Annotated in this window: 14 protein-coding genes; 5 read left to right on the top strand and 9 right to left on the bottom strand. The window is 37.5% G+C overall.

Annotation, left to right across the window (positions count from 1 at the left end; translation table 11 throughout):
- Positions 1-10 precede the first annotated feature (10 nt).
- Positions 11-3,124 (bottom strand): TonB-dependent receptor, encoded by a 3,114-nt coding sequence (locus FG27_RS06240; RefSeq protein ID WP_037316926.1) that lies wholly within the window; start codon positions 3,122-3,124, stop codon positions 11-13.
- A gap of 958 nt (positions 3,125-4,082) precedes the next feature.
- Between FG27_RS06240 and FG27_RS06245 the strand changes: the two genes are divergently transcribed.
- Positions 4,083-5,186 carry a glycoside hydrolase family 43 protein gene (locus FG27_RS06245; protein ID WP_037321985.1) on the top strand — a complete coding sequence of 368 codons (1,104 nt, stop codon included), beginning with the start codon at positions 4,083-4,085 and terminating at the stop codon, positions 5,184-5,186.
- A gap of 141 nt (positions 5,187-5,327) precedes the next feature.
- Here FG27_RS06245 and FG27_RS06250 read toward each other — a convergent pair whose 3' ends face one another.
- The gene (locus FG27_RS06250) at positions 5,328-6,983 is read right to left on the bottom strand and encodes a glycoside hydrolase family 43 protein (RefSeq protein ID WP_037316929.1); all 1,656 of its coding nucleotides are present in this window, start codon (positions 6,981-6,983) and stop codon (positions 5,328-5,330) included.
- A 158-nt stretch (positions 6,984-7,141) separates the two neighbouring features.
- Here FG27_RS06250 and FG27_RS06255 point away from each other — a divergent pair, with 158 nt between their 5' ends.
- Complete coding sequence (locus tag FG27_RS06255; protein ID WP_037316932.1) at positions 7,142-8,176, top strand: LacI family DNA-binding transcriptional regulator; 1,035 nt, start codon at positions 7,142-7,144, stop codon at positions 8,174-8,176.
- Here the strand turns inward: FG27_RS06255 and FG27_RS06260 are convergent, their stop codons facing one another.
- The 7 genes from FG27_RS06260 to FG27_RS06290 form a co-directional block, all read right to left on the bottom strand.
- Complete coding sequence (locus FG27_RS06260) at positions 8,177-9,463, bottom strand: TRAP transporter large permease (protein ID WP_037316935.1); 1,287 nt, start codon at positions 9,461-9,463, stop codon at positions 8,177-8,179.
- Positions 9,464-9,940: a TRAP transporter small permease gene (locus FG27_RS06265; RefSeq protein ID WP_037316938.1), complete on the bottom strand. Its 477-nt coding sequence runs from the start codon at positions 9,938-9,940 to the stop codon at positions 9,464-9,466.
- Positions 9,933-10,913, bottom strand: coding sequence for a TRAP transporter substrate-binding protein (locus tag FG27_RS06270; RefSeq protein WP_037316941.1), 981 nt, complete (start codon positions 10,911-10,913; stop codon positions 9,933-9,935). Before FG27_RS06270 ends, FG27_RS06265 begins: the two co-directional genes overlap by 8 nt.
- Complete coding sequence (locus tag FG27_RS06275) at positions 10,910-11,581, bottom strand: bifunctional 4-hydroxy-2-oxoglutarate aldolase/2-dehydro-3-deoxy-phosphogluconate aldolase (RefSeq protein ID WP_037316944.1); 672 nt, start codon at positions 11,579-11,581, stop codon at positions 10,910-10,912. Before FG27_RS06275 ends, FG27_RS06270 begins: the two co-directional genes overlap by 4 nt.
- A gap of 87 nt (positions 11,582-11,668) precedes the next feature.
- Positions 11,669-12,667, bottom strand: coding sequence for a sugar kinase (locus FG27_RS06280; protein WP_037316947.1), 999 nt, complete (start codon positions 12,665-12,667; stop codon positions 11,669-11,671).
- Between the two features lie 4 nt (positions 12,668-12,671).
- Positions 12,672-14,087, bottom strand: a complete 1,416-nt coding sequence (gene uxaC, locus FG27_RS06285; protein WP_037316949.1) for a glucuronate isomerase — start codon at positions 14,085-14,087, stop codon at positions 12,672-12,674.
- Positions 14,088-14,108: 21 nt separating this feature from the next.
- Positions 14,109-16,310: a glycoside hydrolase family 3 C-terminal domain-containing protein gene (locus FG27_RS06290; protein ID WP_037316952.1), complete on the bottom strand. Its 2,202-nt coding sequence runs from the start codon at positions 16,308-16,310 to the stop codon at positions 14,109-14,111.
- A gap of 169 nt (positions 16,311-16,479) precedes the next feature.
- Here FG27_RS06290 and FG27_RS06295 point away from each other — a divergent pair, with 169 nt between their 5' ends.
- Genes FG27_RS06295 through uxuA form a run of 3 tightly spaced genes read left to right on the top strand, consistent with a single transcriptional unit; the run spans position 16,480 to position 20,553 of the window.
- Positions 16,480-18,624, top strand: coding sequence for an alpha-glucuronidase family glycosyl hydrolase (locus FG27_RS06295; RefSeq protein WP_037316955.1), 2,145 nt, complete (start codon positions 16,480-16,482; stop codon positions 18,622-18,624).
- Positions 18,625-18,638: 14 nt separating this feature from the next.
- On the top strand, positions 18,639-19,382 hold the full coding sequence (locus tag FG27_RS06300) for an SDR family NAD(P)-dependent oxidoreductase (RefSeq protein ID WP_037316958.1): 744 nt from the start codon (positions 18,639-18,641) through the stop codon (positions 19,380-19,382).
- 1 nt (position 19,383) lies between these two features.
- Positions 19,384-20,553 (top strand): mannonate dehydratase, encoded by a 1,170-nt coding sequence (uxuA, locus tag FG27_RS06305; RefSeq protein ID WP_037316962.1) that lies wholly within the window; start codon positions 19,384-19,386, stop codon positions 20,551-20,553.
- Positions 20,554-20,557 lie beyond the last annotated feature (4 nt).

A 20,557-nucleotide genomic window follows, 5' to 3' on the forward strand; every position in this document is an offset into this window, starting at 1 on the left:
TTTTCATATTTTAAAATGTAAGGTTTAATCCTAACAGATAATTTCGTGTTGAGGGCACATTTGCTCCTATTGTAGGAATTCCTGCGGAAACATTTCCGAGATCTCCTGTAGCAGTATTCCGATCTCCTTGCGTAGAGTTGGTAATCTCTGGATCTAAGCCAGATTCATCATGAAAAGGTGAAAAGAATACAAATGGATTCTGCGCAGAAGCATAAATACGTAAATTTTTTATCCCAATATCCCCAATGAAGTCCTGGTTGAAATTATATCCTAAGGTTATGGACCTAATTTTCACATAGGAGGCGTCAAATAAACCTAAAGTACTTCCATATTTTTGATTATCGCCACTTTGTATTCCTCCAGGTGCGGGAAATCTGGCATCTGTATTGGTAGGTGTCCAATAATCCACATCAACATTATTTTGTCTTCCGGTTAGTAAATTTAAATAACCTGCAGATCCATACAGTGTGCTATAAACAAGTCCCCCGTTTTGGAAGGTTCCAACCATATTTAAATCAAAATTTTTATAAGCTAAACGCGTATTAAAACCACCTTGAAAATTGGGTGTAGGATCCTGTATAACTCTATCATCAGGATTGATCGCTCTAACCGGTGATCCGTCATCATTAAATTCTCCGGTGTATCTCACTCTTACCATTCCGGCGTTACCACCTGGCTCGTAAGTATCCAGATATTGAAAATCTGGGTCTGATTCATTCCAAAGCCCAATTTTTTCGTAATCATAGATTACGTTAATGGGTGAACCAACAAACCAAAGCTGTCCTTCATTTCTAGTCTCTCCGGAAGCTAAAGAAACAATTTCATTTCTATTAGAATAAAGATTTAAACCAGCATCCCAAGTAAAACCATCTGGATTATCTATAATAGTACCATTAAGGGTGATTTCGTAACCTTTATTTTGTGTTTCTCCAATATTACTGGTTACACTGCCTACCCCAGATGTTGCGGGAAGTCCCAAACCATATAATACATCATTAGTATTAGTAATATAATATTCTACAGAGCCGGATAAGCGATGGTTAAATAGCCTGAAATCCACTCCATAATTGTAAGTTTCTGAAAACTCCCAGCCTAAATTAGGATTAGGTAACTGGTTCACAAAATAACCCGTAGCAAAGTTACTACCAAAGTTATAATTTCTTTGAGCTAACCTTCCTTGTGTAGAAAAAGGGGCTATTGCCTGGTTAGAGGTTTGCCCGTAACCCGCACGAAATTTCAAAACATTAACAGCATCAACATTTTCCATAAAGGCTTCATTGGCAATATTCCACCCAGCGGAAACTGCAGGGTAAGTAACCCATTTTTTACCGGGTGCTAAACGAGATGAACCATCAGAACGTACTGTAGCAGTAAAGAGATAACGGTCATCATATTGATACATAACCCTACCCATATAAGACAGTAATCCGGTAGCTGAATAATTGGTTCCAAAACCCAGGATATCTTCAGTAAGAGCTGAATCTAAATTGTACCATAAGGATTGTTCGTCCGGTATATTTCGAACGGTTAAGCCTACATCATCATATTCGGTGTGCTGAGCTGAGAATAATCCTACAAAATTCACCTTATGTTTATCAGCGAAAGTTCTGTCAAAAAGTAATTGGTTCTCAACAACGTAATCTCTTGTATTAGAACTGTTGTAACTTGCAGATGAAGGATTGTTGGGATTAAAGCTGAATACTCCCTGACCCGTAAAATTCCCATCTCTACTGGCACGGAAATTTAAACCGCCATTAATTCGAAATTTCAATCCTTCAACCCAGGGTATTCTAACCTGAGCATACACGTTATTATAAGAACCATAATCTAATTGCTGATTTTTTCTCCCATCCCCAATTCGGTCTATCTCATACCTGGTAGGAATCCAAAGATCGTCAGATTGAGTTTGAAGTCGAACGGGTGTTACGAAATTTCCATCTTCACCGTAAGGACTTAAAAGGGGTGATGCAGCCAGTGCACCAAATACACCAACGACACTACTTGTTTTATTGAAGTTCATTACCGAATTTAAACCAAAACTGAATAAGGAACCAACTTCCTGATCAACCTGAGCTCTCAATGTAATCCTCTCAAAAGAATCATCGGGCACAACAGAAGTTTCTTTAAAGTATCCCATTCCTACATTATATGAACCTGATTCAGAACCACCCCTCACACTAAAATCATGAGTAGTTTGAAGACCTGGACCATATAATAGGCTTTGCCAATCAGTATTATTTGCAGGGTCTTCATCTCCTGCTAAATCATAAATAGGAACTCCATCATTATTAGCTGCAACATCAGCTCGCAATTGTGTTAATTGAGATCCACTCATCATAGGATACTTATTAAAAACTTCCTTTACAGCATAGTATGTGTTATAAGAAAATGTTGCTTCTTGTCCTTCTCTTCCTGATTTTGTTGTTATAAGAATAACACCATTTGCCCCTCTGGAGCCATAAATTGCTGTTGCAGAAGCATCCTTAAGTATATCAAGACTTTCAATGTCATTCGAATTAATATCACTTAAACCTCCAGCAAAAGGAATACCATTAAGCACAACTAAAGGATCATTATTTCCTGAAAGCGAACGAACACCACGAATACGAACTTGTGGTGAGGCTCCAGGCCTGGTGCTAGTTGTTTGGATATTAACACCAGCTGCACGACCTATAAGGGCTTCCTGGAAGTTTGCCGTTTTTACTTCATTCAATTCCTCTCCTTTTACCGAAACGACTGAACCTGTTACCGATTCTCTACTTTGCGTACCATACCCCACCACCACAACTTCACTAAGGGCTTGAGCATCATCTTGCATGGTTACATTTATTTCAGTTCTATCATTCACAGCAACCTGCTGTGCTTCATAGCCCATGAAACTAAATCGCAAAGTCGCGTCAGAAGGCACACCAGAAAGACTATAATTTCCATCAAAATCGGTCGTAGTTCCTTTATTAGTCCCATCTACAAAAACATTCACACCGGGTAGCGGCATAGTTCCATCTGTAACAGTCCCTGAGACTGTAATTTCCTGAGCATAGATTGATCCTGTTATCAATAAAAAAACAGGGATCAAAAAACAATGTCTCATTTTTAAACAATAATTTGATAGTTTTTCTTTCATTTTCTCGAATATTTAATCATTTGCGTTTTAGTTTAGTTAATCGATAAAAAACAGGTTTTAAATTTCTTAGAATGATAAATATACAAGAATTCATGTTTTACGCAATCGTTTGTGTTAAAAAATCTCTAAATTTCTTTACAAAAACATAATGATCATTATTAAATAATTGATAATAAGGTATTTAAGTTTTTTACAATCTACGAATACGATTGAATTTTTAAACAATATGTTTAAATTTTATATGCTTTTTTTGAAATTCAGTAATCTCAGCCGCCTAAAAATACATATAACCAAAAAATACCCCCCTTTAAATCCATTTTTAAAAACGTAAATCGAGGTATATAATTGAAAGGAAAGATTATACGGTTTAGAAATTTAACCTTCCGATTTCCAGAACTTTAAAAGAACCAGACAATATAATTTTACATAGAACTTTGACCCTTTTAGCCCTAACAATTAAAAAAACTTTATCCCTTAAGAGCAACTCTGCATGATTTACCAATGAAGATAAATGATAGAAGTTCTCTTGAATTTCATCTTTCCTATTTCAAATTGGTTTTATATGCAATATCTATAAATCCAGTCTCCACCGGGCCCACTAAATTGCTCCGTAGCCCAGTTTCCGCAAAACCATACAATTATCGAGGGATAATTTCTACATTCTACAATAAAAGCTTTTGAATCATGCTTCTACCAATAGAGGATATAAGGGAAAATCAAGCGATACTTTATTTCTTTCTCAAACATCAGAAATTTCATCAACTAACAGAAATCCATTTCATTCGTCAAATCAAAAAAAATAGAAACAGGCTATAGCGCAATCGTTTGTTTATTTTTCAATAAATAGCTACCACTAAATTTTACAAAATACTATTTAACAAGCATATATTATTAATCAAACCTACGAATACGATTGATTTTTTATATTTTTACCCGAAACATTAAAACCAATTTAAAAATGAATTTAAAACAAAGCCTTCCAATTTTATTACCGGCGCTTATCGCCTTTGGTTGTAAGGATAACAACAAACAGGAGGAAAAAAATGAGGCATATGAAGATTCTATAGCTCAACAAGATACTATTAAATATCACTCAGAGCCTTTAATTACTGACCATTTTACTGCAGACCCTTCAGCTCACGTATTTGAAGATAAAATATTTATTTACCCTTCTCATGATTGGGATTCCGGAGAACCTGAAATGGACGACGGAAATCATTTTAACATGAAAGATTATCACGTGTATTCTATGGACGACCCTGATGGTGAAGTAACCGATCATGGTGAAGTTCTTAACGTAGAAGACGTAGCCTGGGCAAAACGCCAAATGTGGGCACCTGATGCGGCAGAAAAAGATGGTAAATATTACCTTTTCTTCCCTGCAAAAGATAAAGATGACATTTTTAGAATTGGAGTAGCAATATCTGATAAGCCGGAGGGTCCTTTTACCCCGGAAGAACAACCAATTGAAGGCAGTTACAGTATAGATCCCGCGGTTTACAAAGATACCGATGGGGAATATTATATGTATTTTGGCGGAATTTGGGGCGGCCAGTTACAGCGTTGGCAAACCGGAGAATTTGTTGAAGAGGACGAGTATCCTGCTGATGATGAACCTGCACTTAGTCCGAAAATCGCTAAAATGAGCGATGATCTATTGAGTTTTGCTGAAGAACCAAAAGATGTTGAAATATTAGATGAAAACGGAGAGCCTATCACTACGGGTGATAACGACCGTAGATTCTTTGAAGCAGCCTGGGTTCACCAATATAACGGTAAATATTATTTCTCTTACTCTACTGGAGACACCCACAATATCGCGTACGCTATTGGTGATAGCCCTTATGGGCCTTTTACTTATCAGGGAGTAATTTTAGAACCGGTTGTAGGTTGGACCAACCACCACTCTATAGTTGAATACGAGGGGAAATGGTATTTATTCTACCACGATAGTTCACTTTCAGATGGAAAAACCTACTTAAGAAGTATGAAAATGATGGAAATTGAATATGATGAAGATGGCAAGATTAAAACAATGCAGTCTTATACTGAATTAGACTAAAATAAACTGAACTTGAAAAGAGGGCTAATAATTAATTTTATTAGCCCTCTTTTTTTTGGTTAAATATTAGCAGCTTTTAAAAATAAAAACCGGTGTTATGCAACACCGGTTTTTATTAATCTATATTAAATAATTCCTTAATTAATCTCTATAAACCTCATCATCTCCAGTGTAATTGAACCAATTAAAGAAAGCTTCGTTGTCGCTATCCTTTTGGTTCGAAGTTGTATAAAGACCTAAGTTAACACCTACAAATCCACCGGCTACCTGGGTACTAAGAAATTTCCCATCCTGAATTTCTCCCAATTGCTGCCATTCACCTTCGGTTTTGTAGTAGAAGGTATATTCATCTTCTTCAAACTTCAGCTTAAATTCAACTTCAGATACTGAATTGTCTAAAGAAATAGTTTCTATTAATTTATCCGATTTGTACAACTGTACCACGGGCTTTCCATTCTCTTTAGAAAGGGCTGCGTAATAATAATGGGTTTCCTTTTGAAAAGCGAGCAAGCCGGCCTTTTCATTATCATTTTCAGCTTTGAATTTTAATGACAGTGAAGCTTCTCCAGTAATATGTTGTTGCCGACGACCAATAAAACTAGGGTTAGCCTCGCCTTCTACAGTTTCAGCACGGGTTTTAAGGCTAATTCCTTCAGCTCCATTTTTTAGATCATACCAGTTAGTTTTTGGGTTTCTAAGCATCATCCAATGCAAAGGCAACTCATCTTTATCAAATTTTTCTTCTAACGTAAAATTACCGTTTAGCGGCATTAAATCTTTATCAACTTCAACACCTTTCGGCAAAGGGTAGGAATATTTAATTTCTTCGCCCCCTAAATCGAAAATAGGCCAGTCGTTTTCCCATTTCACCGGAGTTAAGAAAGTTTCCCTTCCCGTATTATATAAATCGCCTTCATATGGTCTCACGGCAAGGAAAACTCCGTACCAATCACCATTTGGATGTTGTACAATATCGGCATGGCCCGCAGAAGTAATAGGGTTTTCCCTATTGGGATCTAAATGCCGCTGAGTTAAGATCGGATTTTCTTCAAAAGGAATAAACTCGTCATCAATATTAGTGTTTCGGTAGATCATTTCTGAGTGGTTCACAGCGGTACCCCCTTCAGCAGTCATTAAATAATAAAAACCATTAAGTTTATAAATTCTTGGACCTTCAGCCCAAACCGGTTTGGTAGAAATATCTACACCTCCATCTACCAGAATTCGATTCTCTCCAATTGTTTTTAAATTTTCCTTATCAAATTCAATCATCCTAATAGTTCGATGCCCCTGATATTTCGATTCATTATTTGGCGGCTCACTATTATAAACCATATAGGATTTACCGTTATCATCAAAAAACAATCCGGGATCTATTCCACTAACCTCTGGAAGCCAAACGGGATCTGACCAGGGTCCGGCAGGATCTTTTGCGGTCATAACAAAATTACCTTTTCCATCAACGATAGTGCAGGTTAAATAATAAGTACCATTATCATAACTAATATCTGGAGCAAATACAGCACGGGAGGTTCCAAAGCCATGTAGGTCTACCTGGTCGGGCCTTTGAATTACATTTCCCACCTGCTCCCAGTTGACCAAATCGGTGCTATGGAAAACCGGTATTCCCGGATAAAAAGCGAAGGTAGAATGTACCATATAAAAATTTCCCTCTCCGTCATCGGTTATGGCAGGGTCGGGATACCATCCAGCTAAAATGGGGTTTAAGAATTTATCCTGGGCTAATGCGGTAGTTAAACAGAATATTGCTAATAAACTAGCAAGTGCTTTTTTCATAATAAATGCAATCGGTTGTAATTTCAAATATAAATTAATAATCCCATTTAAGTGTGTTTTACACATTAAAAAATAAGAGCTTTTTCACAAAAAAGATCAATTTATGCAACTCTAAACAATTGTTTCGTAAGTTTGTTGCGTAAAATTCTGCCCAACTAATGAAAAAGAAAAAAGAAGTTACTATATACGATTTAGCAAAAGAACTCAACTATTCTCCCTCCACCATTTCAAGAGCTTTAAACAATCACAAAAGTATTGGGAAGAAAACCATAAAGAAAATTCAAAAAACAGCGGAGGAATTTGGTTACCGACCTAATGCACTGGCTGCGAGTTTAAGAAACAATTCTTCCAAAACCATTGGTATAATGATGTCCCGCATTAATCGTCCTTTTCAGGCTTCATTAATTACTGGTATTGAAAAGGCAGCTCGAAAGTCTAATTACAATGTGATTATTACTCAATCTGAAGACAAATACGAGAACGAAGTAAACAACGCCAAAGCCTTATATGATGCTCGAATTGGCGGTCTTATTGTTTCTTTGGGAATGGAAACTCAGGATATGAGCCATTTTGATCAATATGTACAGCAAAATATTCCAATAGTTTTTGTTGACAGGGTGCCAGAAAATTTTAATTCGTATCGGGTTATTATAGATAATTATACCGCTGGATATCGAGCTACAAAACACCTAATAGAACAGGGTTGCAAAAGAATTGCCCATTTTGCCGGTGCCCAACACGTTAATGTATACAACCTTAGAAAAAAGGGATATTTAGATGCCCTTAAAGAATATGGACTTCAAGTTGATGAGGCTTTAATTCTGGATTTGAAAACCCTGAGTTTTAAAGAAGGAAAAAAAGCGACTAAGAAATTATTAAAACTTGAAACTCCACCTGATGGAATATTTTCCGCCAACGATACTGCTGCAGTAAGTGCAATCTTATATGCTAAAGAAAAGGGAATAAAGATTCCGCAGGAACTTGCAATCATTGGTTTTAACGACGACCCTATTTCTCGAATAGTTGAACCAACACTTTCTACTGTTTCACATCCCGCTATTAAAATGGGAGAGATTTCTACAAAACGAATTTTAGAGCACGCTACCCGAAAATTAGATGCTGCGGTCTCTGAAATAACTATGTTGGATACCGAAGTTATTGTTAGAAATTCCAGTAATAGAAATTTAAAATAATTAAAACCCAAATAACTCAGGCAACCATAAGCTTAGAAAAGGAAATACTATAACTAGGATTAAAGATATTAGCATTCCTATAAAAAGCGGCAATAAAGGTTTTACAACTTTTTGAATAGTAGTATTGGCTACTCCCACTCCAATAAACAACACAGATCCTACAGGCGGTGTACATAGACCAATGCATAAATTAAGGATCATGATCACCCCGAAATGTACCGGATCTATTCCCATAGCTACTGCTACGGGCAGAAATATGGGTGTAAAGATCAAAACTGCAGGTGTCATATCCATAAATGCACCCACGAATAACAGGATTAAGTTTATTAAAATCATAACCACAATGGGGTTATCACTAAAACTTAATAAAGTGGCCGTTACTTCTTGCGGAATATTTTCATAAGACATCACCCAGGACATGGCTATAGACATAGCTATTAAAAGCATTACCAAAGAAATTGTTCCAACTGATTCTATCAATACCCTTTTAAGTTTAGGCAGATCCAGCTCTTTATAAATAAAAGCCAGTATAAGACAATAGACCACTGCTACAGATGAAGCTTCAGTTGCGGTAAAAATACCTCCAACGATACCACCTATAATTATAATTAACAAAAGTAAACTGGGAAGCGCGTCAAAAAAAGATCTGACAATATGTTTAAAAGAACTTCTTTCCCCCTTTGGAAAGCCTTTTCTCTTTGCCCAAATTAAAGCGATAATCATTAAGATTAAACCGGTAAGGATTCCGGGCAAATAGCCCGCTAAAAATAATGCACCTATACTTACCCCGCCACTGGCAAGAGAATAAATAATAAAAATATTACTTGGCGGAATTAAAAGGCCAGTGGTGGCCGAAGTCACATTTACCGCCACACCATATTCTTTGGTGTATCCCTCTTTTTCCATCCTTTCAGACATAAAACTACCAATTGCCGCTGCAGCAGCTCCCGCTGAACCTGCTATTGCACCAAACATCATCGCGGCTACAATATTAACGTGGGCTAGGCCTCCAGGCAATGCGCCTACCAAAGATTTAGCAAACTCGATTAATCTTTTTGCTATACCGCCACTATTCATTAAATGCCCGGCAAGTATAAAAAAAGGAATGGCAAGAAGTGAAAAACTATCAAGACCTGTAGCCACCCTTTGAGAAATAGTTGTAAAAGCAGGAATGGTATCAATGCTAAATAACAATGTTAATACTGAAGCTATGCCAATACTCCAGGCGATGGGTACCCTAATGGCTACCATAACAATAAAGCTGAAAACAAGAATAAAAATTTCCATTTATCGATTTGCTTTTAATTCCTGAAGAGTCTCCCGCATTTGAACACTTTTAAAATAAATAATCATTAGACCCGAAATTGGCAACACCATATAAACAAAGCCTATAGGTAGGCCAAGTGCCGCAGAAGTCTGTTCAAGCTTAAAAGACACATATACATATCTCCCTCCACCTATTACGAAAATAGCGGCGGTAAAAAGTATAATAATAAGCTGTACAATTATATCTAGTTTCAGCTTAGCTTTTTCGCAAATTGATTTAGGAAGTAGGTCTATGGTAATATGGGTATTCCTACCGGAAATATAAACAGCTCCGAATAAACTTACCCAGATAAGCATAAACCTGGCAAGTTCATCTGTCCAGGAGCTTTGGTCTGCTAACAAATAGCGGCTACAAACTCCCCACAATACACTAAATAGCATTACTGTTACGAGAATTACTACCAACCACTCTAAAAACCAATTTAGCTTCTTATTCATTTCTTAAATCTTTAATTTCCTGGACTATAGAATATAAAGCAGGTTCTTCTTCCTTTAAATCTTTAATTATATGCTCGCTTTGCTTTTTAAATAACTCTTTATCAGGATAAGTTATATTAACCCCTTCTTCTTTAATTGCTTCTAAAGCTTCTTTTTCAGCAATTTCCCATAACTCTCTCTGTTTCACAGCAGCTTCCTGTGCCGCCTCCTGAATCCATTTTTTTTCTTCCGAAGATAACTTGTTATAAATCAATGTGCTAATCACCAGGATATCAGGGATAGCAGAATGCTCATCCATCGAGAAATTCTTACAGATTTCATAATGCCTTGAGGTGTAAAAACTAGGCAAATTATTTTCTGCTCCTTCTACAACACCCTGCTGCAATGAAGTATATAATTCTCCCCAGGAAACCGGGGTTGGTGAACCTCCCAGGCTTTTAATAAGACTAATTGAGGTAGGACTTTGCATAACCCTAATTTTTAGTCCTTTTAAATCACTGGGTGTTTTAATAGGAGTGTCTGTAGTGTAAAAAGAACGGCTGCCTGCATCAAAATAAGTTAGCCCCCTTAACCAGTACTGCTCCCCATCTAAAAGCAGTTCATTTCCCAGCCCACTATCATAAAGTTTATAACGATGCTCCTTATCCTGAAAAATATATGGATACCCGAAAACCCTTAATTTAGGAGAAAAATTTTCCATTACTGCAGAGGAGACTTTTGTCATAGCCAAACCTCCGAGTTGTAATAATTCCAAACTTTCCCTTTCAGACCCCAATTGTCCTCCTGGATAAACTTCCACTATTAATTCCCCATTAGATTTTTTCTCAACCCGCTCGGCAAAAAATGCTAAAGCCTGGTGTACCGGATGGTCAAGACTTAAACCATGGGATAGTTTTAAAGACTTAGTCTCTTCCTTCTGGCTACAGGAAACAAAAAGAAAAATGGCGAGAAAAAACTTAATAAATGATCTCATTTAGACCTTATTTCTGAAATTATTTCCAGTACTTTTTCTACATTATTTTCTATGGATTTAAAATCAGCTTTTTTCACTTTTTCTTTCGGAATAAGTGCTGAACCCATCCCCACACAAGTTACACCGGCATCAAGCCATTGAGTAATATTTTCCTTTTCCAGGGTAACGCCGCCGCTGGGCATAATCGATGTCCAGGGTTGCGGACCTTTTACGGCTTTAACGAAGTCTGGTCCTAAAACTGCGGCAGGAAATAATTTTACGATTTCACAGCCTAATTCTTCTGCCTGGCAAATTTCGGTTAAGCTTCCACATCCGGGCAGGTATAAAACTTTCCGGCGGTTACAAACTTTAGCTACGTCTTCTCGCAAAGCCGGGCTTACCACGAATTCTGCGCCCAAATTCATATAAAGCGCAGCAGTACCGGCATCGGCTACAGAGCCTACTCCCAGTATCATTTCAGGGCATTCTTTTCTTGAGAATTTCACCAAATCGATGAATACTTCGTGAGCCAATTCTCCCCTATGCGTAAATTCAAAAAACCTCGCGCCACCTCTATAAGCGGCGAGAACAACTTTTTCAACCAGGGCATAATCTTCATTATAGAACAAGGGCACTAAGCCAGATTCTTTCATCTTTATCGCAATTTCCGGTCTCGATAATCTTTTCATATGTTTAAAATTTATGCCCCGATGGGAAAATTAGTAGCAGGTTGTTATTCTTTCAATTTGCGTCCAGCTTCAAGCTGGTTTTATATTTTATCTTTTAATTCGTCCTGAGCCATCGCCCTCAATCAGTTCCAGCACTTCCTCCTTACTCACCCTATTAAAATCACCTATAATTGAATGTTTTAAACAAGAGGCAGCGGTAGCAAAATCAAGGGCTCTTTGATTATCAAAATGTTGAAGCCCGTAAATAAGTGCTCCCATAAAACTATCGCCCGCGCCTACACGATCTACAATTGGATAAATATCATATTCTGACGATGATAGTAATGTTGATCCCGTAAAAAGATCGGCAGACCATTTATGATGAGAAGCGTTTAATTCATTCCTGTTCGTAATCGCTATTTTTTCTAATGAAGGAAATTTTTCTGCAAGGGCTTTAGAAAGTTCAGTATTATTTTGAGCATTTTTTATATCAAAAAATTGACTACACGCATAAGATCCCGCAAGTAAAACATCGGTTTTTTCTACCAACTCACTCATAATTTCTTTTGGATTGGCTCCTTCATATTGCCAAAGATTTCCACGATAATTAAGATCTCCTGAAATTTTAATCCCTTTACTTTTCGCTACTTCAAGTGCCTGTAAACAAACTTTTGCTGCATTTGCTGAAATTGCGGGTGTAATCCCAGACCAATGAAACCAGTTACAACCTTCAAAAATCTCATCCCAATTAAAATCTTTTGGATCTATTGCTGAAAATGCTGAATTCTCGCGGTCATAAATTACTTTCCCGGGTCGATTAATCGCTCCTGTTTCTAAAAAATAAAGTCCTAATCGGTTTCCCTGAAATTTGATATGATTTAAACCAACCTTGTTATTTCTTAGATCGTTTAGCGCTGACTTACCTAAATCGTTTTCGGGTAAAACACTAATAAACTCTGTCTCTAAGCCGAAGTTTGCAGCAGTAATAAGCACATTGGCTTCACTACCCCCATAAACCACTTTAAAATTATTTACCTGCGAAAATCTATGTGCGTCTTCACAAGAAAGTCGCATTAATAATTCCCCCAGGCTTACCAGCTTTTTCATAAACTTACTTTTTGTTCATTTCTGGAAATTGAAAATAAGATGCTGCATTATAATAACATATATCCTGGATTATTTTTCCAATCCATTCCATATCTTCAGGAAGTTCTTTAGCTTCTATGTCTTTTCCAAATAAATTACATAAAACACGTCTAAAATATTCGTGACGAGGCACTGAAAGAAAGCTTCTACTATCGGTTAACATACCCACGAAACAGCTTATTAAACCCATATTTGATAACGAATTCAATTGTTTTTCCATTCCATCTTTTTGGTCTAAAAACCACCAGGCAGAACCGTGCTGGATTTTCCCTTTTGGGGTGTCTCCCATAAAATTTCCGGCCATTGTCGCCATAACCTCATTATCAGCCGGGTTCACATTATAAAGAATGGTTTTTGGTAACTTATCTTCTTTATTCAATGTATCTAAAAACTTCGCTAAAGGCTTTGCCTGGTTTAGATCGCCAATACTATCTACACCCGCATCTTTTCCTATTTGGTTGAGTAATTTAGAATTAGTATCGCGAACAGGACCAAGGTGTAACTGCATGGTCCAGTTTCTTTTTGCGTAGAATGCTCCCATTTTTAGCATTAGAGCAGACTGATATTTTTCAGCTTCTTTAAGAGTAATAATTTCTCCTACCAGTTTCTTTTTAAGCAAGGTATCTATTTCATTTTCTGAAAAATCTTCAGAACACATTCTTTCCAAACCGTGATCTGATAGTCTGCATCCATGCTGATGGAAATATTCAATCCTGGCTTCAATGGCTTCTAGAAGTGAACTAAAGTTTTCAATATTCACCTCAGTTTGCTTTCCAACTTTCTTTAAATATGCTGAAAAATTATCATTTTCAATATTTAATAAGGAATCGGGCCTAAAGGTTGGAAGCACTTTTACTCCAAAATCATCTTCGGCTATTTTTTTATGATACTTTAAATCATCGGCAGGATCATCGGTAGTGCAAACCACTTTTACATTCATTTTCTTTAGCAAATTCCGGGTAGAATAAGCCTGAGTAGCCAACAAAGAATTGCATTGATTGTAAACTTTTTTGGCATTTTTCTCACTTAACAAATCTGTTATTCCAAAATAGCGTTGCAATTCTAAATGCGTCCAGTGATAAAGCGGGTTTCTTAGCGTATAAGGAATCGTCGCCGCCCATTTTTCAAATTTTTCTTCATCGCTGCTGTCTCCGGTAATGTATTTTTCTTCAATCCCCAGCGCTCGCATTGCACGCCATTTATAATGGTCTCCGGCAATCCATATTTCGGTCAGATTTTTAAACTGCCTGTCTTCGGCTATATCTTCTACAGGCAGATGGCAGTGATAATCTATAATAGGCATATCTTTGGCATAGCGCTCGTAAAGCTCTTTGGCAAACCTATTTTCAAGAAGAAAATCTTCTTCAATAAAATTCATCATTTTAAATAATATTTTCGGTTATTATCTTAAAGTGAACACAGCTTCTTTAAATTGGGCTGCTCCTAATTCCAGGCTTCTTGACGAAGGACTGGATCCTCCAATGTATATTTTAAATTCTCCTTTTTCTAATACACTCTCCCCCTCATCATCTACCAATTCCATCATTTCGGGAGTAATGTCAAAGGTGATTTCTTCGGAACTTCCACCTTCCAGGTTAATTCTTTTAATACCATAAAGTTGATATTTTGGAGCATCTACAGAAGTTTCCATATCTGAAACATACAATTGCACCACTTCTTCTGCTTCATAATCCCCGGTATTGGAAACCTCAATACTCGCTTCCAAACTTTTTCCTTTTCTTATTCGTTCTTCAGATAATTTTATTTCTGAATATTCAAAATTCGAATAACTCAATCCATAACCAAAGGGGTACATAGGATCTACCTCCATATATTTATAAGTTCTTCCTTTCATTGTATAATCTTCATAATCGGGAAGATCGTCTAATGATTTAGGAAAAGTAATTGGCAGTCTCCCAGATGGTGAAACATCACCAAAAATGATATCGGCTACAGCATTTCCACCTTCCTCACCGGGATACCAAACCAGCAAAACCGCATCTGCAAGTTCGTGTACTTCTTCCAAATTCATAGGGCTTCCACCAGTAATTACGGCAATTACCGGGTTATCTCCTGCTGCTTCGTTCAATTTACGTAAATAATCCAATTGGTTTTCCGGTAAATTATAATCATAACGATCTCCAAAAGTTTCTGAAGCGATGGATTCCCCTTCTTCTCCTTCCAAAACACCTGAAATTCCCAAAACAGCAATAGTCGCATCGCTGTTTGCAGCATTTGGTGAAGCCCAATCCTGCGGATTAGCATTAGGGCGATCCAGCAACGTTCCCTGGCGATACTGCAACTGGCTTTGAGGTTCTATAGCCCCAGCAATTCCTTCAATAATAGTTACCAAATTAGGATTTACACCGTGATAATTCCCCAGTAGAATTTCTATACTGGTGGCATTTGGCCCAGTGATAAAGTATTTGGCCAAATCATTTTTTAAAGGTAAAACATCATCATTCTTCAACAAAACCATAGATTTTTGCGCGGTTTCCCTTGCCAAAGCTCGATTTTCTTTGGTATTAATGTCTTTCGCACTTAATTTTGAATATGGATTTTTATCGGGCGAATCAAAAAGCCCCAGTTTAAATTTTGTTTTCAATAAAACAGCAAGCTGCTCATCAATTTCTTCTTCTGTAACTAAACCTTTTTCTACTGCTCCCACTAATGAAGGATAAACGCTCCCACAATTAAGGTTAACACCACTTTTTATTCCCAGAGCCGCAGCTTCTTCAGCAGTTTCAACAACATCGTGACCGCCGAAAAAATCTTCCAAAGCCCAACAATCACTAACCACGTGCCCTTTAAAACCCCATTTTTCTCGCAAAACATCGGTAAGCAAATATTCGTTGGAGCAGCAAGGCTCTCCATTTGTAGCATTATAAGCGCACATTATGGTTTCCACATTTGCATCTACCAATGCTTCGAAAGCGGGTAAATACGTTTCCCACATATCTTTTTGGGTAGCTACTGCATTAAATTCATGTCTCAACTTTTCCGGGCCACTATGTACCGCATAATGCTTAGCAGCTGCGGCAGTTTTAAGGTATTTATCATCATCTCCCTGAAGTCCTTTTACAAAAGCTACTCCTAATCTTGAAGTCAGAAATGGATCTTCCCCATAAGTCTCCTGACCTCTACCCCAACGCGGGTCACGAAAAATATTGATGTTTGGTGTCCAAAACGTAAGTCCGCTATACTGTCTTCTATATCCGTTTTCTACAGCGGTGTTATGCGTTCCTCTTGCTTCGTCTGAAATTGCAGAAGCAACTTCAAAAATTAGATCTTCATCAAAAGTAGCTCCCATCCCAATTGCCTGCGGAAAAACTGTAGCCACGCCAGAACGCCCTATCCCGTGCAGCGCTTCGTTCCACCAGTTATATTCAGGAATACCCAAACGTTCTATCGCCGGACTGTCATGCATCATTTGCATGGCCTTTTCTTCTAAAGTCAATCGATTGACTAAATCAGTTACTCGCTCATCTATACTTAAAGATTCATCATTAAAATCATAATTTTTAGGTTCTCCCTGAGCAGAAACTACACTCCAGCAAAGCAGGATAAAAACCGAAAAAACAGTAGTCAACACATTATATTTCATAATAATAAAGGTTAAAAGTTGAAGTCTCCTCAAAAATGCGGCTTTTTCTTAAAAAAGTCCTAACAAATAAAGGCTAATTTTATTATAAACACAACCGATTGCATAAAAAATTTTGATTACATCCTTTTTTTGTCTAATTTTCGAGTCACAATCGTTTGAAAAAATAATAATGAAGTTAAAAAAATATTTAGTCCTGGCCCTTGTTGGCTTTTTCGCTTTTAATATCCAGGCTCAACAAGGTTATGATCTCTGGTTGGATTATAAGAAAATTGATAATCCTCTTTACCAGGAAAAATATAGCCCTTATTTTAATAATGTAGAACTCGTGGGCAATTCTTCAACCATGAACGCTATTAAAGAAGAATTACAACTAGCAAAAACGGGATTCGCATTTGGGGATTCCACCTCAAATTCCAATCATAAAATAATTATAGGAATTCAAAGCAATCTGCCTCCCGCAATTAAAAACAAGATCAATACTGAAAACATTGGAGAGGAAGGCTATACCATTAATACTTTAGATAACGGGGAAACGATAGTAGTAAGCGGAAATTCTGAAGTCGCCTTACTTTACGGGACCTTTGGATTACTTCGCGAGATACAGCAAGGCAATGAGATTTCAGATTTAAATATTGAAGAAGAACCTAAAATTCAAAAGCGCGTACTTAACCATTGGGATAATCTAGATCGTACTGTAGAACGTGGTTACGCCGGTTTTTCCATTTGGGATTGGCATCAATTACCTGGTTTAATCAAACCTGAATATAAAGACTACGCCCGCGCAAATGCAGCCATAGGAATTAACGGAACTGTTCTAGTCAATGTAAATTCAAACGCGCTAATACTCACACCTCATTATATTGAAAAAGTTAAAGCCCTTGCAGAAGTTTTCCGCCCTTACGGTATTCAGGTTTACCTTACGGCAAGATTCTCTGCACCTATAGAACTTGGTGATTTGGACACTGCTGATCCTTTAAATGAGGATGTAAGAAAATGGTGGAAAGATATTGCTGATGAAATTTACGCGGAAATTCCCGATTTCGGCGGTTTTCTGGTTAAAGCAGATTCTGAAGGGCAACCCGGGCCTTTTCAATATGACAGAACACACGTAGATGGGGCCAATATGTTGGCCGAAGCAGTTGCTCCTCACGATGGAATTATCATGTGGCGCGCATTTGTTTATTCAGAAGAAGATACCGACGATAGGGCAAAACAAGCCTATGATCAATTTATTCCTTATGATGGTAAATTTGCCGATAATGTGTTGGTACAGGTTAAAAATGGAGCGATAGATTTTCAACCACGAGAACCTTTTCATCCAATGTTTGGGGCAATGCCCGATACTCCACTAATGATGGAATTTCAGATTACCCAGGAATACCTTGGCTTTAGTTCTCATCTGGTTTTTCTTCCAAAATTGTTTGAAGAAGTACTGGATGAAGACACCTTTTCTGATGGCGAAAATTCTACCGTAGCTAAAGTTATAGACGGTACTAATTCAAATAAAAAATTAACCGGAATTGCAGGGGTAGCCAATATAGGAACTGAAAAAAACTGGACCGGTCATCCTTTTGGACAGGCCAACTGGTATGGTTTCGGAAGATTAGCCTGGGATCCTTACATGGATTCTAAGGATATCGCAAAAGAATGGTTGAAGATAAAATTTTCTAATGAAGATAATTTCGTAAAACCAATGACCGAATTATTATTGAATTCTCGTGAAGCAGTTGTAAATTATATGACTCCGCTGGGCTTACATCATATTATGGCGACTAGCCATCACTATGGCCCAGGGCCTTGGGTAGATGATTTAGGACGTCCAGATTGGAATCCGGTTTACTATCATAAAGCCGATGAAAATGGTGTTGGTTTTGATAGAACTAATTCTGGTAGTGATGCTCTTTCGCAGTATGCTAAACCTATTCAAGAAAAATACAGTTCCCCTGAAACTACTCCAGAAAAATATTTACTTTGGTTTCACCATCTGCCCTGGGATTACGAAATGGAAAATGGAGAATCGCTTTGGAACAATATTGCTTTACACTATCAGACAGGAGTTGAACAGGTTGAAGAAATGCAGGACACCTGGGCAACTATGGAACAATATGTTAATGAGCAGGAGTTTGAAAAAACTTCGATGTTGCTTGAAATTCAGTTAAAAGAAGCTAAGTGGTGGAGAGATGCCTGCTTAAGCTATTTTAAGCAATTTTCTAAAATGAAATTGCCAGCAGGAGTACCAGAACCAGAGCACGATCTTGAATATTATAAATCAATTGAACGTCCTTATGCACCAGGCATAAATCCTTCCTGGTAAATAAAAAACAAATTATGAGCAAACAACTAACAGCAATAGTGACCGGTGCCAACGCCGGACTTGGGTATGCAACCGCAAAAAAGTTTTGTGATAAAGGCATTAAAACCTATGTAAACGGAAGAAACAAAGAAAAGACAGAAAAGGCCTGTAAGGAATTAGGCGAAAACGCTATACCTTTTATATTGGATTTAAACAATTTAGATCTAATTCCCGATGCTATAGAAAAAATAGGCCAGGAAGCCGGGAGTGTTGATATTCTAGTAAATAACGCAGGTATCAATATGAAAAAGGAATTTCTGGAAGTTACTAATGAAGAATTTCAGAATATTTTACACACCAATGTTTTGGGACTTTTCGCAATCAGTCGCGAAGTGGCAAAAATAATGAAAAAGCAAAATTCGGGTAGTATTATAAATATCAGCTCAATGGCTGCACAATACGGAATTCCAAAAGTTATTGCCTATTCTGCCAGTAAAACAGCAGTTGACGGGATGACAAGGGCAATGGCCGTAGATTTAGCTCAATTCGGAATTCGGGTAAATGCCGTGGCTCCTGGATTTATTGAAACCAATATGTCCAGAAAAGCTTTGGATAATGATCCTGAACGAAAAAATAGGGTTTTATCAAGAACCCCAATGGGTAAATTAGGCCAACCCTCAGATATTGCTGATTCAGTGTATTATTTCGCCACTGCAGAATCTTCGTTCGTTACAGGAACTATTTTGCCCGTAGATGGTGGAAATTCAATAGGATTTTAGGATGATTTCAATGCAACAAACCATGCGATGGTACGGCCCCAACGACGTACTATCGCTAAAAGATTTAAAACAAGCCGGAATAAGCGGAATTGTAACCGCTTTACACGAAATCCCGGTAGGAGAGATTTGGACCGAAAATGCCATTTTAGAACGCAAAAACTTAATTGAAAGTTTTGGGCTGCAATGGAACGTTATTGAAAGTCTTTCCGTGCACGAAGACATCAAAAAACGATCGGGAAATTATAAAGAATACATAGAAAATTATAAAATAAGCCTTCAGAATATTGGCAAATGCGGTATTCCAGTGGTGGCCTATAATTTTATGCCCGTTTTAGATTGGGTTCGTACCGATCATTTTCACGAGAACAACGAGGGGGCTTCAGTTTTGAAGTTTGATCCTATAAAATTCGCCTATTTTGACCTGTTTTTGCTGAAAAGAAAAAATGTTGAGCAGGATTACTCCGATGAGCAAACCACCGCGGCCAAAATGCTGGGCGATAGTCTTTCTTCAGAAGAAAAAGAAGAACTTTTTAGAAGTATTTTATTGGGACTTCCAGGAAGTACCGAAAATTTTACTGCGGAAATCATTAAAGAACTTCTGGATTCCTATTCGCATATTACCGATGAAAAATTACGGGAAAACCTGGTTCATTTTCTTTCTGAAGTTACTCCGACAGCTAAAGAAAGCGGCGTAAACCTGGCAATTCATCCTGATGATCCACCATTTTCGGTTTTAGGATTACCACGTGTAGTGAGCAATCATAAAGACCTAAAATTTATCTTCGAAAACGTAAAAAGCAAAGCCAACGGACTCTGTTATTGCACAGGTTCGCTGGGAGCCAATCCAAATCACGACCTGCTGGAAATTTACGATGAATTTGAGGAGAGAATTCATTTTTTACACCTAAGAAATGTAAGAAAAAAAGTGACCGGCGTTTTTATGGAATCAGATCATTTAAATGGCGATGTTCCAATGACTGCTGTGGTGAAACGCATTATAAAAACAATGCAAAAGAGGAATCAAAGTATCCCCATGCGACCAGATCACGGCTATTTACACACCATGGAAGCCGATAAAAATTATTATGCCGGTTATTCCTTTATCGGGCGATTAAAAGGCCTTGCTGAATTACGCGGCCTCGAATTAGGATTACAGGAAAACCTTAAATAAAACA

Source organism: Salegentibacter sp. Hel_I_6 (genome assembly GCF_000745315.1).
Taxonomy (GTDB): Bacteria; Bacteroidota; Bacteroidia; order Flavobacteriales; family Flavobacteriaceae; genus Salegentibacter.